General features: G+C 36.4%; 12 protein-coding genes. 10 read left to right on the forward strand and 2 right to left on the reverse strand.

Annotated features, from left to right (window positions below; genetic code table 11):
* The first annotated feature begins 29 nt into the window (after positions 1-29).
* The 7 genes from phnC to IGI80_RS17360 all read left to right on the forward strand — a co-directional run bounded on the left by phnC (position 30) and on the right by IGI80_RS17360 (position 7,025).
* Entirely contained in the window at positions 30-803 is a 774-nt protein-coding gene (gene phnC, locus IGI80_RS17330; protein WP_438724212.1) for a phosphonate ABC transporter ATP-binding protein, read from the forward strand.
* The gene (gene phnE / locus IGI80_RS17335; protein WP_438724213.1) at positions 800-1,528 is read left to right on the forward strand and encodes a phosphonate ABC transporter, permease protein PhnE; all 729 of its coding nucleotides are present in this window, start codon (positions 800-802) and stop codon (positions 1,526-1,528) included. Before phnC ends, phnE begins: the two co-directional genes overlap by 4 nt.
* A complete protein-coding gene (locus IGI80_RS17340; protein WP_002381897.1) occupies positions 1,525-2,307 on the forward strand; it encodes a PhnE/PtxC family ABC transporter permease in 783 nt (260 codons plus the stop codon). The genes phnE and IGI80_RS17340 overlap by 4 nt, the downstream gene beginning before the upstream one ends.
* 1 nt (position 2,308) lies before the next feature.
* Positions 2,309-3,127 carry a metallophosphoesterase family protein gene (locus IGI80_RS17345; protein ID WP_002389125.1) on the forward strand — a complete coding sequence of 273 codons (819 nt, stop codon included), beginning with the start codon at positions 2,309-2,311 and terminating at the stop codon, positions 3,125-3,127.
* Positions 3,128-3,465: 338 nt separating this feature from the next.
* Entirely contained in the window at positions 3,466-5,346 is a 1,881-nt protein-coding gene (locus IGI80_RS17350) for a beta-glucoside-specific PTS transporter subunit IIABC (RefSeq protein ID WP_438724214.1), read from the forward strand.
* On the forward strand, positions 5,346-6,755 hold the full coding sequence (locus IGI80_RS17355) for a glycoside hydrolase family 1 protein (RefSeq protein WP_438724215.1): 1,410 nt from the start codon (positions 5,346-5,348) through the stop codon (positions 6,753-6,755). The genes IGI80_RS17350 and IGI80_RS17355 overlap by 1 nt, the downstream gene beginning before the upstream one ends.
* Before the next feature lie 108 nt (positions 6,756-6,863).
* Positions 6,864-7,025, forward strand: coding sequence for a hypothetical protein (locus IGI80_RS17360; RefSeq protein ID WP_002361843.1), 162 nt, complete (start codon positions 6,864-6,866; stop codon positions 7,023-7,025).
* 59 nt (positions 7,026-7,084) lie between these two features.
* Here the strand turns inward: IGI80_RS17360 and IGI80_RS17365 are convergent, their stop codons facing one another.
* Both IGI80_RS17365 and IGI80_RS17370 read right to left on the reverse strand, forming a co-directional pair.
* Entirely contained in the window at positions 7,085-8,065 is a 981-nt protein-coding gene (locus IGI80_RS17365) for a LacI family DNA-binding transcriptional regulator (RefSeq protein ID WP_002363973.1), read from the reverse strand.
* Between the two features lie 18 nt (positions 8,066-8,083).
* Positions 8,084-9,544, reverse strand: coding sequence for a sucrose-6-phosphate hydrolase (locus IGI80_RS17370; protein WP_438724269.1), 1,461 nt, complete (start codon positions 9,542-9,544; stop codon positions 8,084-8,086).
* A 242-nt stretch (positions 9,545-9,786) separates the two neighbouring features.
* Here IGI80_RS17370 and IGI80_RS17375 point away from each other — a divergent pair, with 242 nt between their 5' ends.
* The 3 genes from IGI80_RS17375 to IGI80_RS17385 all read left to right on the forward strand — a co-directional run bounded on the left by IGI80_RS17375 (position 9,787) and on the right by IGI80_RS17385 (position 14,559).
* A complete protein-coding gene (locus IGI80_RS17375; RefSeq protein ID WP_438724216.1) occupies positions 9,787-11,460 on the forward strand; it encodes an alpha-glucosidase in 1,674 nt (557 codons plus the stop codon).
* Between the two features lie 16 nt (positions 11,461-11,476).
* Entirely contained in the window at positions 11,477-13,405 is a 1,929-nt protein-coding gene (locus IGI80_RS17380; protein WP_002360285.1) for a sucrose-specific PTS transporter subunit IIBC, read from the forward strand.
* Between the two features lie 272 nt (positions 13,406-13,677).
* Positions 13,678-14,559, forward strand: coding sequence for a helix-turn-helix domain-containing protein (locus tag IGI80_RS17385; RefSeq protein ID WP_002363971.1), 882 nt, complete (start codon positions 13,678-13,680; stop codon positions 14,557-14,559).
* Positions 14,560-14,598: the final 39 nt, after the last annotated feature.

A 14,598-nucleotide genomic window follows, 5' to 3' on the forward strand; every position in this document is an offset into this window, starting at 1 on the left:
CTAATCTAATCAATTAAAGGAGTATCAAAATGATTGTTTTTACTAATGTATCTAAAACCTATCCAAACGGGGTACAAGGATTACAAAATATTAACTTGACAATTAAGGAAGGCGAAATTGTTGCCATTATTGGTTTGAGTGGTGCTGGGAAAAGCACCTTTTTGAAGTCGATTAATCGACTAGTGGAAATAACGGAAGGTGAAATTCATATAAACAATCAGTCAATTACTCAGGCTAAGAAAAAAAAGCTGCGCTTGATTCGCCGACAAATTGGTCTTATTTCACAAAATTTTAATTTGGTAAAACGCAGCTCTGTACAAAAAAATGTTCTCTCTGGGCGTTTGGGCTATTACTCTACTTGGAAAAGTATCTTTGGCTTATTTACTAAGGATGACTATCAAAAAACAACGACAGCTTTAAATGCTGTCGGACTTGTGGATAAACTGCATACACGTAGTGATGAATTAAGTGGCGGACAGCAACAACGTGTCTCTATTGCACGTGCGTTGGTTCAACAGGCGCCGATCATCTTGGCAGATGAACCCGTAGCTTCATTGGACCCTATTATGACAAAAAAAGTGATGAACGATTTACAAACGATTAATCAGACACTAGGGAAAACTATCGTTATAAATTTACATTCTGTTTCTTTAGCACGGGAGTATGCCACAAGAATTATTGCTTTAAAAAGTGGTGAAGTTGTTTTTGATGGGATTCCAGAACAATTGACTGATACTCGTTTAGAAGAAATTTACGGAATGGCAATCTTTGAAGAAGTAGAAATGGCGGAGAACAACGTATGAAGATAAAAGATACTATCCATTTTCTATGGTATAAAAAACTATTTATATTGTTTATTATATTTATTTGTATAGAAAGTAGTATTGCTGCAAAAAGCGACCAATTTTTCCCACCAGACTTTTCATTTTTACCCAAAATTATTACACCTTTAATCAAGACATTGGAAATCTCTTTTTTAGGCACGATACTAGGATTCCTTTTAGCAGTTCCTTTTAGCTTTTTAGCCTCAAATGTTGTCACAAAAAACAGAATAGGGTTGTTAATATTAAGATTTTTTCTAAGTTTGATTCGGACAATTCCGACACTTTTACTTGCGGCATTAATGGTGGCGATTTTTGGTATTGGTGAAGCAACAGGTGTCCTGACAATTACCATCTTTACTTTTGGTATGTTATCACAATTAATGTTTCAGGCAATTGAAACAATTGATTTAGGGCCAATTGAAGCTACCGAAGCAACAGGAGCCACTCAATTACAAATTGCTGTATGGTCTATTTTCCCGCAAGTAGCCAGTCAATTTTTTGGGTATGCTTTTTACGCCTTTGAAGTAAATGTTCGTGCATCCACAGTATTGGGTTATGTAGGTGCTGGAGGCATTGGGATTATTTTAAACACCTCCCTTTCTTTAGCTAAATATGATCGCGTGGGTATCATCATTCTAGTCATTTTGGTAATGGAAATAGTTGTTGATTGGTTGAGTGCATATGTTAGGAGAACGTTATTATGATCATAACAGAAATAAGTAAAAAGAAAATAGTATCAACAGTAGTACTAATTTTACTATTTTTCATTACACTTACACGAATCGATTATACAGGACTTCAAACATTTTCTTTAAAAATGGCGATAGATGTATTTATTGGATTGGGGCATCCAGATTGGTCCTTTGTCTACGATGGGAGTGGGGAAGATTTAGTAAGTTTACTTATTTTAACGGTTGCAATTGCTTGTTTGGGTACTTCTTTTGCAACTGTATTAGCAATACCAGTAACTTTATTTAGTGCCGTTAATTTGTGGCCATCTGCACCTTTTTTAACAAAGATTGGCAAGCTTGGTAGCCATATTTTACGCGCTTTTCCAGAATTAATTTTAGCAATTATTTTTGTAAAAGTCTTGGGGCCCGGCCCATTTGCTGGAGTAATGGCAATTGGTGTTCACCAAATTGGGATGTTGAGTAAGTTGTTCACAGAAGAATTAGAAAGTATGGATGAAAAATTGATCGAAAGTATGGATGCTGTGGGGGCAAATTTTTGGCAAAAGTTATTTTATGTGCGAATCCCTTCTTTACTACCTATTTATAGCTCTCTGATATTAAATCATGTTGAAATTGCTATTCGAAGTGCAGCTACTTTAGGCTTAGTAGGTGCTGGGGGCATTGGAGCACCATTAATTTTTGCGATCCAAACAAGAAATTGGAGTAAAGTGAGTATTCTATTAATAGGTGTTGTATTGACAATTTTTGTTTTAGATCAAGTAACAGAATTAATTAGAAAGAAATTGAGATAGTATGGATATTTTACATTTATCAGATATTCATTTTCGTAGAAATTATGAAAAAGCAAAAGATGGTTATAAAGGAATGTTAACCAAAATGGAAAATCCGTTGATTCGCTTAGAGTCCTCTTTAACCAGTCTATTAAAAATAAAAAAAATTGATTTAGTAATTATCAGTGGTGATCTCACAGAAGACGGTGAGCCAGAAGACTACGCTTTTTTAAAACAAAAGTTACAAACTATCTTACAGGGAATTCCGATGATTGTGACATTAGGAAATCATGATATAAAGAAAAACTTTCGAATTGGTTGGCTTAATCAAATAGGAACTGAACGACCGTATAACGTTGTACAAACTTATCCAGAATTTCACATTATTAGTCTAGATAATTCAGAACATGACAATCCTGATGGCCATATGAATAAGGAACAAAAAGATTGGTTACAAACAACTTTAAAAAAATTGTCAGATAAGCCTATCCTGTTAGTCATGCATCATCATTTGTTAAGGGAACAAAGTAGTATGCCGACATTGCCAGAAGCAGAGGAAACCATTCAATTATTAAAAGGTTCTGATATTTTAGGTGTATTAACTGGCCATACACATCATCCGTATTTACACCACATAAACGGGATTCCCTATTATACGGTAGCTGGCATGTCTTTTGTTGGCGAAGATGAAGGTCAGGGGATTGTAAGGTTTGAAGAAAATTATGGCTATAACCTATATTCTATTGACAAAGGTCGGTTTACCCATTTTCAAGTAAATTATTATAGAACAGACAAACTATTAGCTAAATTAAACATGCAGATAGATAGCTCTGTTTTATAATTACACAATAACATACCATAGTAACTGGTCATAAAAAATCAGTTTGCTATGGTATTTGCTATGTGGAAAAAGATTAAAATAGAGTGTAGTGCACGACAATTTCATCTTCATCTGCTTATCTTAGGTTCGTACACCTAATTCATTGATAATCCCTCTAAATAATGGTAAATTAAAAATAAATTCAATCAGCTATTCTATCGTGAGAAACATAGTTATTACGTAGATCAGATCAAAGGGACATTCACGACGAGCAAATATTGAGTGTGTTTGCTGAAACGTGCATGTGTGATTTGGTCTTTTTTATTGAGCTGTTATTTTATAGATAAGGAGTGGTCATCATGGACTACCAAGCAATAGCAAAAGAAATTTTGAAAGACGTAGGTGGCAAAGACAATATCGTGGATGTCACACATTGTTATACACGATTGCGTTTCGTATTGAAAGATACGAAACAAGCGAACAAAGAAGCCTTACTACAAACAGAAGGTGTCATTTCTGTTGTTGAAAGTGGCGGGCAGTATCAAGTGGTTTTAGGCAATAAAGTCGCGCATGTCTATAATGCTCTAGAACCTTTGTTGGCTCAGCAACTTACGACCAAAACATCCACAAAAGAAAAAAATTCATTAGGTAATCGAATTTTAAATACTGTTGCCGCGATTTTCACACCTGTCGTACCAGCAATTGCCGCTTCAGGCATGTTAAAAGGAATTCTAGCCATCGCTGTGATAGTCGCAAACAATTTTTACCAGGTCGATTTAAAACCTTTGAATACGTATATTATTTTAAGCGCCGCTTCCGATGCACTTTTTTATTTTATGCCAGTTATTTTAGGTTATTCAGCTGCTAAGGTTTTCAAAACAAACGAATATATCGCCATGGTAATTGGTGCCACCTTATGTTATCCGACCATCGTTTCATTAATGACTGAAAAATCAGCGGTTACCTTGTTTGGATTACATGTGACCAAAGCCAATTATGTTTCCACAGTAATTCCTATTATTCTTGCAATTTTTATGTTAGCTTATGTGCAACGCTTTTTGGAAAAAGTCATTCCAGAAGTTCTAAAAATTATTATGGTTCCTACACTGTCATTACTTTTAATGATTCCAGCCACTTTATTATTATTTGGACCGATAGGGATTTATTTAGGTGACGGCGTGAATTGGTTGTATTATTATATAATGAATTTGAGTCCCATCTTGTTAGGCGGTTTTATCGGGGGAATTTGGTGTGTCTTAGTCATTTTTGGGGCTCACCGTGGGCTTGTGCCAATTGGGATTAATGATGTCGCTCGAACAGGACGGCAAAATTTGCTAGCGTTTGCTGGTGCAGCGAACTTTTCTCAAGCGGGCGCCGCATTTGGCGTGTTTGTCCGCACAAAAAATAAAGACTTGAAAGCTGTTGCTGCCTCTGCAACAGTGACTGCATTATTTGGTATCACAGAACCAGCCATTTATGGGGCAAACTTGCGGTTAAAAAAACCGATGATTTATGCGGTGGCTAGCGGAGCAGCAGGCGGGGCCTTAATGGGCTGGGGCGGTTCCTACGGGACAGCCTTCGCTAACCAAGGACTCTTGACCATCCCAGTTTACGCAGAAGCAGGAACCAAAGCCTTTATTTGTTATTTATTAGGTTGTGGCATTGCTTTTTTTGGTGCATTTCTATTAACGATTTTTCTAGGCTTTAATGATTTACCGCTTGACGAGTCACGTCAAGAACCCGGCTTAAAGACAGAGGCAGGGACAGTCAAAGAAAAACAACGGATTCAAGCACCTGTTCAAGGACAACTCGTATCTTTAGACCAAATCAACGATGAAGTCTTTGCTTCTCAACAAATGGGAAAAACGCTAGCTATTTATCCGACAGAGGAACAAATTGTTTCACCAGGAAATGGGCAAGTGACGGCTTTATATCCAACTCATCATGCAATTGGCTTAAAGTTAGACAATGGTGCTGAAATCCTCCTTCACATTGGAATCAATACAGTCGAATTAAAAGGACGAGGATTTGAGAGGTTCGTAAAAGCAGGAGAAAGGGTCAGACTAGGACAAAAACTGCTCTCTTTTGATAAACAAATCATCCAAGCTGCTGGTTATGATCCAACCGTCTTAGTCATCGTAACAAATACTGCGGAAATGGCTGTAATTGAGACAACCAAACAAACAGAGATTACACCACAAACAAATTTATTTTTCATGCAAGTAAAGGAGCAAAACTAATGGTTAAACAATTTAAGAACGATTTTTTATGGGGCGCTTCTTCCTCCGCTTTTCAAATTGAGGGCGCTTGGAATGAGGACGGCAAAGGCCTAACAGTCGCTGATTACAATTCTTTTAAAAAGTCAGCTGTACAAGCAGACACGAAAGTCGCCAGCGATTTTTACCATCGTTTCAAAGAGGACATTGCGTTAATGAAAGAATTAGGCTTAAAAACCTATCGTTTTTCTCTTTCATGGGCACGAATCATTCCAACAGGTGATGGCGAAATCAATCAAGCCGGCATTGATTTTTATAATGCTGTCATTGATACACTTTTAGAAAACGATATTTTGCCGTTTGTCACACTTTATCATTTTGATTTACCTTTTGCGTTGGTGGAAAAATACAATGGTTGGGCGGATCGTCGCTGCGTTTCCGCATTTCAACGCTATGCGCAAGTCTGTTATCAAGCGTTTGGTGATCGAGTCAAAAATTGGCAAGTTACGAACGAACAAAACTTAATGATTCGTGTTGATGAACGAATGAATATGTACGATGTTGCACCAGAAAATGCTGAAAAAATTCGTGCACAAATGGATTACCATATGTTTGTTGCCCATGCGTTAGCGACGAATGATTGTCACCAATTGGTCGCTGGGGGAAAAGTCGGTCCCTCTGTTTCCTCAACGATGACTTATCCTAGTTCCAATAAACCTGAGGATGTTTGGGCAGCTCGTATGAATGATAACTTTAAAACAAATTATGCTCTAGAAATGTATTGTCTTGGCGAATACCCTGGTTACTATCAAGAGTATTTAACCAAATGCGGCATTTATCCCGAAACACAGCCAGAAGATCAAGCAATTCTGAAAGCCGCTAAACCAGATTTTATCGCCCTTAATTATTATCGGACGTTAGTTGCTAGCTATTTACCGACAGATGAGCAACACCCATTGGGTTCGAAAGAAAAGGACATTGATTTTGATCTATACGGTTATTTTAAAATCGAAAAAAATCAACATTTAAAAACCTCTAAGTATGGTGCCCAAATTGATCCAACTGGTCTACGTTTAGTTTTAAATGATTATTATCGTCAATACCGTTTGCCGTTAATCATTACAGAAAACGGCTTAGGCACACCAGATCACCTAACAGAGGACGGAAAAATTCATGATGACTATCGAATTGCGTATTTGCATGATCATATTGCTGCTTGTCATGCGGCTATTTCTGACGGTGTTGAGTTGTTTGGCTATTGCCCTTGGTCGGTCATGGATATTTTAAGTTCTCATCAAGGATTCAAAAAACGCTACGGTTTTATTTACGTCAATCGTGAAGACCATGAGTTAAAAGATTTACGACGCATTAAAAAAGATAGTTTTTATTGGTACCAATCAGTGATTAAAAATAATGGGTTACCAGAAGAATAGTGCCCAAAAAGGATCATCCATTGCATAAGTGGGTGATCCTTTTGTTTTCAAGTTCTCTCATTCCGTGTTAGACTTAAGTTAACAAACCCATTAAAGGTGGTGAGAGAGATGAATAATTACGATTTATGGAAATGGGCTGCCGGGAAACGAACCGAAAAAGATAAAAATGAAACCTATAGCGCCAAAAATTGGTGGTATGTTTTACTAATGCTCGGTGTATTTGTAGGGATCATGTTGTTGTATTATTTAATCTCTGTGCTTTGGAATTAAGGGAAAATGGGCAAATGAGGAATTAAGAATAAAAAAAGACACCTTTTCAGGTGTCTTTTTTAACAGGATTCAGACAATGATAGCTGAATTGGAATAGGATAATTTTCCTCGAGCGCAACATCAGGATCCTTCATTCTACGAAGCAGTAAGTCAATCATAACGTCACACATCTCGTCGATTGGCTGCACAATGGTTGATAGTTGTGGGGCAATTCTTTTGATTAATTTTGTCCCATCATAACCAATTACTTTTAATTCTTCAGGAATGGATATCTTCAATTTTTGAGCAATATTCATAACTGTAATTGCTGTCAAATCATCGGTACAAAAGATGCCGTCCACAGTTTTATTTTGAAGCAAACGTTCGATTTCTAGATTTTTTAATGTTGTTGAGGTCCCATTATCAATTTGTAGAATCGTTTTTTCTGCGCCATATTTTTCCATTGTTTGTTTATAACCAGCCAATCGATAATCGCTAGGTGCGCCTGTGTTATTAGCACCAGTAATAATTGCAATCTTTTGTGCACCACTTGCAAATAAGGCTTCAGTGGCTTTTTGGCCGCCTTGAAAGTTTTGCGAAGAGACAATTGGAATGCCAGGTGCCAAGAAACGGTCAAAGGAAACAATAGGTAGTGAAACATTTTCATATTCGTTAATAGCTAAGTTATGGCTACCAGTGATTACACCGTCCACTTTATTTGCAGCGAGCATTCGTAAATAGGCGCGCTCTTTTTCTGGATCTTTTTCACTATCACATAAAATCACTTTATATCCTTGAACAAAGAGCTTTCTTTCCAGTGTTTCAATTAATTCACCAAAAAATGGATGACTAACAGAAGGGAAGACTAAACCAATCAGCTGCGTACTTTTTCCTTGGAGGCTTCTGGCTAATCCATTAGGTTGATAATTTAATTCTTCCATCGCTTGATGAACTTTATCAATTGTTTTTTGACTAAGATAACCATAATTATTAATCACGCGGCTTACCGTTGTCGGGCTCACCCCAGCAAGCTTAGCTACATCCGTTAATTTAACCACCATCAAAATTCACCATCATTCCTAATTATTCGTATTTTCCAGCTCATAAAAACAAGCTTTTGCCGTCTTGGATAGATGAAGATACCGTTGCGCTTTATCTGGAAAGAAGCGACCAGTCATCGTTTTTTCACCTTTATTTACATAGATTTCTGCAACAGAGCAATCAACAAAAATAGTTAACTGAACTGACTTATTTTTCCTAATTTTAGTTTCACGAATTGTGCCATACTTTTCAGCAAAAGATTGGCCAGCAAATGTTCGATCAAGGGTTATTTTACCATGAATCGTATCAATTGTAATTAAAAGTCCTTTTGAACCCGTTTCGTTCGCTAAAAGCCGAATAAAAGCAATCTCATTTTTGGGAATATCCACTTCTAATTCAAAAGAAGCAGTAGATAAGAAATGGCAGCCATTTGATAAAGTAGTGGCGGATTGACGAAGCATTTCTGTTTCAGAAACTGGATATTGAAATAGTTTCCCGTTGTGAATTGTGAGTTCTTTAACCAGACTTAAGCCATTTGCCCAACCCTCCACATCACTTGGGTAAGTGATTTCTGGCAACCCAATCCAACTGACCGCAAGTGCACGACCATCTGGCGCATTAAAGGCTTGAGTGGCGTAGACATCAAATCCTTCATCTAAATTTTCAAAAGGCCCAGCCTGAACTAAAGAAAGATTCTCCAAATCAAACGTTTCGGCCAATGTGTACATATTCGGATAGATATTCTGATAACTTTTTACGGATGGAGATAGACCTTGTGGGCAAAATAATAAGACAGGCTGGCCATCAATAAATACCAAATTGGGGCATTCAACCATGTAGCCTAATTCTTGGTCGGTGAACGTCAATTCGCCAAGTTGATGAAAATTGTGTACGTTTCGATCTTTAGAAAAATAGACCACAATTTTTCCTTGTCCATTTAAATCACTAGCACCAATTAATAAAACAAGTCCTTCTTGATAAGGAAATACCATCGGATCACGAAAATGGGAAGAATAATTGGAGTTAATAGGTAGGAATGGTGTTGATTCCTTTGTGATTGCACCTAAAGAATTCAGCCATGCAATATTTTGATATGCAAATCGTTGCCAAGTTTGATCACGAACATTTCCTGTATAAAATAAACATAGTTGGTTATCTATTGGTAAAGCTGAGCCTGAATAGACGCCATGAGAATCATATTCAGAGTCGGGATAAAGGGCAATTCCTTCATAATCCCAGTGAATTAAGTCGGAGGAAGTTAAGTGGGCCCAACTTTTTAGTCCGTGAACACTCCCGAAAGGAAACGCTTGATAAAATAAATGCCACTGGTTATTGAAATACGAAAAACCGTTGGGATCATTTAGTAGTCCTGTCTGTGGTTGAATATGATACTTAAAACGCCAACTAGATTGCGCGATAATAGAAGTTAGATTTTCGAGGTGAGCAGATGTCCAAGAAGAATAAGGCACATAACGTAATTCATCCGTCCATTGGTTCATGATGCTTGACATAAGTAATGTCTCCTTTATTAGAAAATAGTAGTTAGTCTAATAGTATAAACAAATCAGAAAAAAGTCAAACGTATAACATATATAAATCTATTTAAATCAAAAGAATATTATAATTTACATTTATTTATGATAAACGTTTGACATATTACGCAAAAACGAGTATCATACAAAATGTAAAAACGGTTACAGAAAAAATTAACAGGACTAGTTTAAGAGTGAGGAGAACCAGAATGAACAGAAATTGGTGGCAAAAAGAAGTGGCCTATCAAATTTATCCACGTAGCTTTTCGGATAGTAATAATGACGGAATCGGTGATTTACAAGGCATTATTAAAAAACTGGATTACTTAGAAAATTTAGGAATTACGCTGATTTGGCTGAGTCCAATGTACCCGTCGCCAATGGCTGACAATGGATATGATATTTCAGACTATTATGGTATTTCTAGCGATTTTGGTACAATGGCAGACTTCGATGAACTCATTGAAGAAGCAAAAAAACGAAAGATAAAAGTTATTTTAGATTTGGTGGTAAACCATACATCTGATGAACATGCTTGGTTTCAAGATGTTTTAAAAAATCCTCAAAGTCGTTTTCGAGAGTTTTATATTATAAAAGAAGGACGAGAAGCACCTACAAATTGGCGGTCTAACTTCGGTGGTAGTGTTTGGGAAAAATTACCTGGGGAAGATGCCTACTACTTTCATGCCTTTCATAAAAAACAGCCGGATTTAAATTGGGAAAATCCTGAACTACGCAAAGAAATCTATCAAATGATTCGTTTTTGGTTAAACAAAGGAATTGCTGGTTTTCGTGTAGATGCGATTAATTTTATTAAGAAAGATTTGACTTGGACAAACTTACCTGCTGATGGGGCAGATCAATTAGCCAAAGTAACAAAAGCTAGTAGAAACATGCCAGGAATGAGTGACTTTCTGAACGAATTAAAAGAAAAAGCTTTTGCTGGCTTTGATATTGTCACAGTTGCCGAAGCGGCCGGCGTCAATTATCCAAATTTATCAGAATTTATTGGAGAAACAGGGTATTTCGACATGATTTTTGACTTCAAATGGGCTGATTTGGATGTGAAATCAGGAAGCGAATGGTTTTATAGAATCGATTGGTCTTGGAATGATTTACGCACATTAATTTTCAAACAGCAAGAAGCCATGCAAGAGGCTGGTTGGAGTGCAAATTTTATTGAAAATCATGATCAACCTCGAGCGACAACGAAATATTTAAAAGAACAGGCTCAACAGCCAAATGCGGTTAAAACATTCGGCGCCATGTATTTCTTTTTAAGGGGCACGCCTTTTATTTACCAAGGACAAGAATTAGGAATGACCAATTTTGAAAGGGGTTCGATTGATGAATTCGATGATATTTCTAGCATTGATCAATACTATCGAGCAATAAAAGAAGGATTTACGCCCAAAGAAGCCTTGTCACTTGTCAATTTGCGTAGTCGAGACAATGCCCGCACGCCTTTTCCATGGAATGATTCTATGTATGGCGGTTTTTCAAGCGTCAAGCCTTGGTTAGGAATGGTGGATAATTATAAAGAAATCAATGCCGAAGCAGAAATAAAAAATAGTCAAAGTATTTTTCATTTCTATAAGCGGATGATTGCATTTCGTCAAAAGAGTCCCTATACAGACATCTTACTTTATGGAACATTTGAGGGACTATCAAATCTTCCAGATAATGTTATTGCTTATAAATGCAAATTAAATGAAAAAACGATTTACGCCTTTTTTAATTTTGGTGAGGCGGTTCCAATCCCTCATTATTTAGTTAATGGCACAGTTATTTTTGATACACAGTCTGAAGAACGAGAGCAATTAGTTCAGCAGGGAACATTATTAAAAAGCTATCAAGGACTATTGATTACTATAAATGAGTAGCTAGGAGGAGTATAACATGGCAGAAAATTATCAGCAGGCAGCCAAAGACATTATTCAATTAATCGGTATGGATAACATTATATCGGTCACCCATTGTCAAACGCGGTTACGTTTTATTTTGAAGGACCACGAACAAGTAGATGGTAAACAACTAGAAAAAATTGATTTAGTAAAAGGTGTCTTTTATAATGGCGGTCAATACCAAGTGATTTTAGGAACTGGTATTGTGACTAAAGTGTATGATGAAATAGAAAAACTTGGAATCAATGTTGTGTCAAAAGCAGAGCAAACAGCAATTTTAAAAAATAATGAAACGGGCATGCGCAAAACAATGCGCATTTTAAGTGAAATATTCATTCCAATTGTTCCAGTAATTGCAGCAACAGGATTGTTCCTAGGGTTAAAAGGTGTTATTTTTAACGACACTTTTTTACAATTATTCGGAGCAAGTGTAGCCAATATTCCTGAAAGCTTTCAACAAATTGTCTCTGTCATTACAGATACCGTCTTTGCCTTTTTGCCAGCTTTGATTGTTTGGTCTACCTTTAAAGCATTTAATGCGACGCCTGTAATCGGGATTGTTATTGGTTTAATGATGGTATCACCCATTTTACCAAACGCTTATGCAGTTGCAACACCAGATTCTGGCGTGAAAGCTATTATGGCTTTTGGTTTTATCCCAGTTGTCGGTGCACAAGGTTCCGTTTTAAGTGCAATTGCTGCTGGTATAATTGGCGCAAAGATTGAACTTTTTTTCCGAAAAAAGATGCCGAATATTCTTGATCAAATTTTTACACCTTTTATGACTATGTTAATTACTTTTTTAATCATGATTCTCGGAATTGGCCCAATTTTGCATACCGTTGAGTTAGGCATGGTAGATGTTGTCCAATGGTTGATTGGGTTGCCCTTAGGACTAGGTGGTTTCGTGATTGGTGCCTCATATCCTTTAATGGTTTTGATTGGTATTCATCATACACTAACTATGGTAGAAACATCATTATTAGCAAATACAGGATTTAATGCATTGATTACAATATGTGCCATGTATGGGTTTGCCAACGTTGGCAGTTGTTTAGCCTTTGCGAAAAAAGCGCAAGATAGCAAAGTGAAGTCGACAGCCATTGGTTCTATGTTGTCTCAATTATTTGGAGTTAGTGAGCCTGTGTTATTTGGATTACTTATTCGTTGGAACTTAAAACCGCTGCTATGTGTCTTGTTTACATCAGGTTTAGGCGGAGCAATTTTAGCTATTTTTCATATTCAATCAAATTCTTATGGATTAGCCGTTATTCCTTCTTTCTTAATGTATATCTATAGTGCACATCAATTAGTGATCTATTTATTAGTCGCACTTTTATCTGTCGGTGTATGTTATGCATTAACCAGTCTATTTGCAATTCCGCAAGAAGTTTTGATTTCAGATAAAGTAATCGAAGAGGAAGAACGCGAAGTCTTTGAAATGCAACACAATACCTTAGATGAACAACTTTTTTCTCCGGTAACTGGTTACGCCATGAATCTTACTGCTGTTAATGACCCAGTATTTTCAAGCGAGATGATGGGCAAAGGTTTAGCAATCATGCCAACAGCGAACAAGGTTTACGCGCCTGCAGATGGTTTATTAAACTTGGTTGCAGAAACTGGGCACGCTTATGGTATCCAAACGGACGCAGGAGCTGAAGTATTAATTCATATAGGAATTGATACTGTCACATTGGGGCAGGAGGTCTTTCAGACACAAGTAACCCAAGGTCACCGTGTTAAAAAAGGAGATCTTTTAGGAACGTTCGATCGAAAAGCCATTAAAGAAGCTGGGCTTGACTCAACTGTCATGGTTATCATTACAAATACTTCAAGTTATTTAAGCGTAGAACCAATGATGTCAGATCATAATGAAATTACGCCGGAACAAATTATTTTAAATCTAAATACACCTAACTAAACAAAAGAACAGCAAGAAGTAGTTATCACTTCTTGCTGTTCTTTTTCTTAATAAAATACCAATGATTTTCGGTTGTATTTGTCTATCCGTTTGTAGTATGATTGAGTCAGTTTTAAAGGAAACATGCCAAGTATGGAAGACCATACTTGACACGCATTGACTAATTAAACATGGGGAACGTTGCCATAAGTTGATGTTCCAGTCAATAATGCAAGTAAATCAAACATAGCATGTACCTCCTTTAATTGATAATCAAAGTATAACATTTTTTAATGAATTTACATAATAATACAAGTGGAGGTCTGTTCGTGAAGGTAGCAGGAGACAAAATAAAACAAGCGAGAAAACTTAAAAAAATCACACAATCAGAGCTGGCTAACGGCATCTGTACGCAAGCAACAATTAGTAATATTGAAAACCGTAATCTATGTGACAGTTTAGATATTTTCTCATCTATTTGCCTCCGATTAGATTTAGAAGTAGAAGAATGCATGATGATTTCTGAAGAAAAGAAAATTGAAAATCTACTAAACAAAGTCGAGGATTTATCTTTACGGTTATTTCACTTAGAGGCCTACAATTTATTACAAGAAGTGCCTGAAGGTCTTATCTTATCTAATAATGAACTAACGACTAAATTGTTATATTATAAGGGAATTACTTGTTTATTAGGAAAAAAAGATAAAGCAGAGGCCTTGTTTTACCTATACCGGGGCGCGGAAATTGACCGTAAAGTCAATATTTACAACATTTTAAGCCTGAATGCGCTAGGTACGCTATACGAACTGGAAAAAGATATGAGAAAAGCGCAAGTGTATTACGAAAAATCATTACAAGAATTGGAACAATTTAAATTAGAATGTTCCTTGGAGCGTTGTAGAATTTATTATAATTCTGCTAAATTCTACTCGGAAATGAAAGACTACCAAAAAAGTGTCATTTTAAGCGAAAAAGGGATTCAGATTTGTCGTGACAAACACTCCATTTATTTGCTAGATTATCTTTTATATGAAAAAGCCTTTAACAAACAAATGCTCGGGGAAGACACAGCTGATGACTATCGTCAAGCCTATTATTTTACACAATTTTTTGGCAATACAGAAGTCCTACAATATATTGAGAAAGATATGAAAGCTTTTAATATTTCCTATTAATTTAAATCAAAAAGCCGATAAAAGCTGAAAACCCAGTTT

The organism is Enterococcus sp. DIV1420a (assembly GCF_051712165.1).
Lineage (GTDB): Bacteria > Bacillota > Bacilli > Lactobacillales > Enterococcaceae > Enterococcus > Enterococcus faecalis.

Bases quoted from the DNA above. Each gene is read 5' to 3' on its own strand.
- IGI80_RS17340 (WP_002381897.1), top strand. From the start codon at position 1,525: ATGATCATAACAGAAATAAGTAAAAAGAAAATAGTATCAACAGTAGTA.
- IGI80_RS17370 (WP_438724269.1), bottom strand. From the start codon at position 9,544: ATGAACCAATGGACGGATGAATTACGTTATGTGCCTTATTCTTCTTGG.
- phnC (WP_438724212.1), top strand. From the start codon at position 30: ATGATTGTTTTTACTAATGTATCTAAAACCTATCCAAACGGGGTACAA.
- phnE (WP_438724213.1), top strand. From the start codon at position 800: ATGAAGATAAAAGATACTATCCATTTTCTATGGTATAAAAAACTATTT.
- IGI80_RS17375 (WP_438724216.1), top strand. From the start codon at position 9,787: ATGAACAGAAATTGGTGGCAAAAAGAAGTGGCCTATCAAATTTATCCA.
- IGI80_RS17350 (WP_438724214.1), top strand. From the start codon at position 3,466: ATGGACTACCAAGCAATAGCAAAAGAAATTTTGAAAGACGTAGGTGGC.
- IGI80_RS17385 (WP_002363971.1), top strand. From the start codon at position 13,678: ATGAATTTACATAATAATACAAGTGGAGGTCTGTTCGTGAAGGTAGCA.
- IGI80_RS17355 (WP_438724215.1), top strand. From the start codon at position 5,346: ATGGTTAAACAATTTAAGAACGATTTTTTATGGGGCGCTTCTTCCTCC.
- IGI80_RS17345 (WP_002389125.1), top strand. From the start codon at position 2,309: ATGGATATTTTACATTTATCAGATATTCATTTTCGTAGAAATTATGAA.
- IGI80_RS17365 (WP_002363973.1), bottom strand. From the start codon at position 8,065: ATGGTGGTTAAATTAACGGATGTAGCTAAGCTTGCTGGGGTGAGCCCG.
- IGI80_RS17380 (WP_002360285.1), top strand. From the start codon at position 11,477: ATGGCAGAAAATTATCAGCAGGCAGCCAAAGACATTATTCAATTAATC.
- IGI80_RS17360 (WP_002361843.1), top strand. From the start codon at position 6,864: ATGAATAATTACGATTTATGGAAATGGGCTGCCGGGAAACGAACCGAA.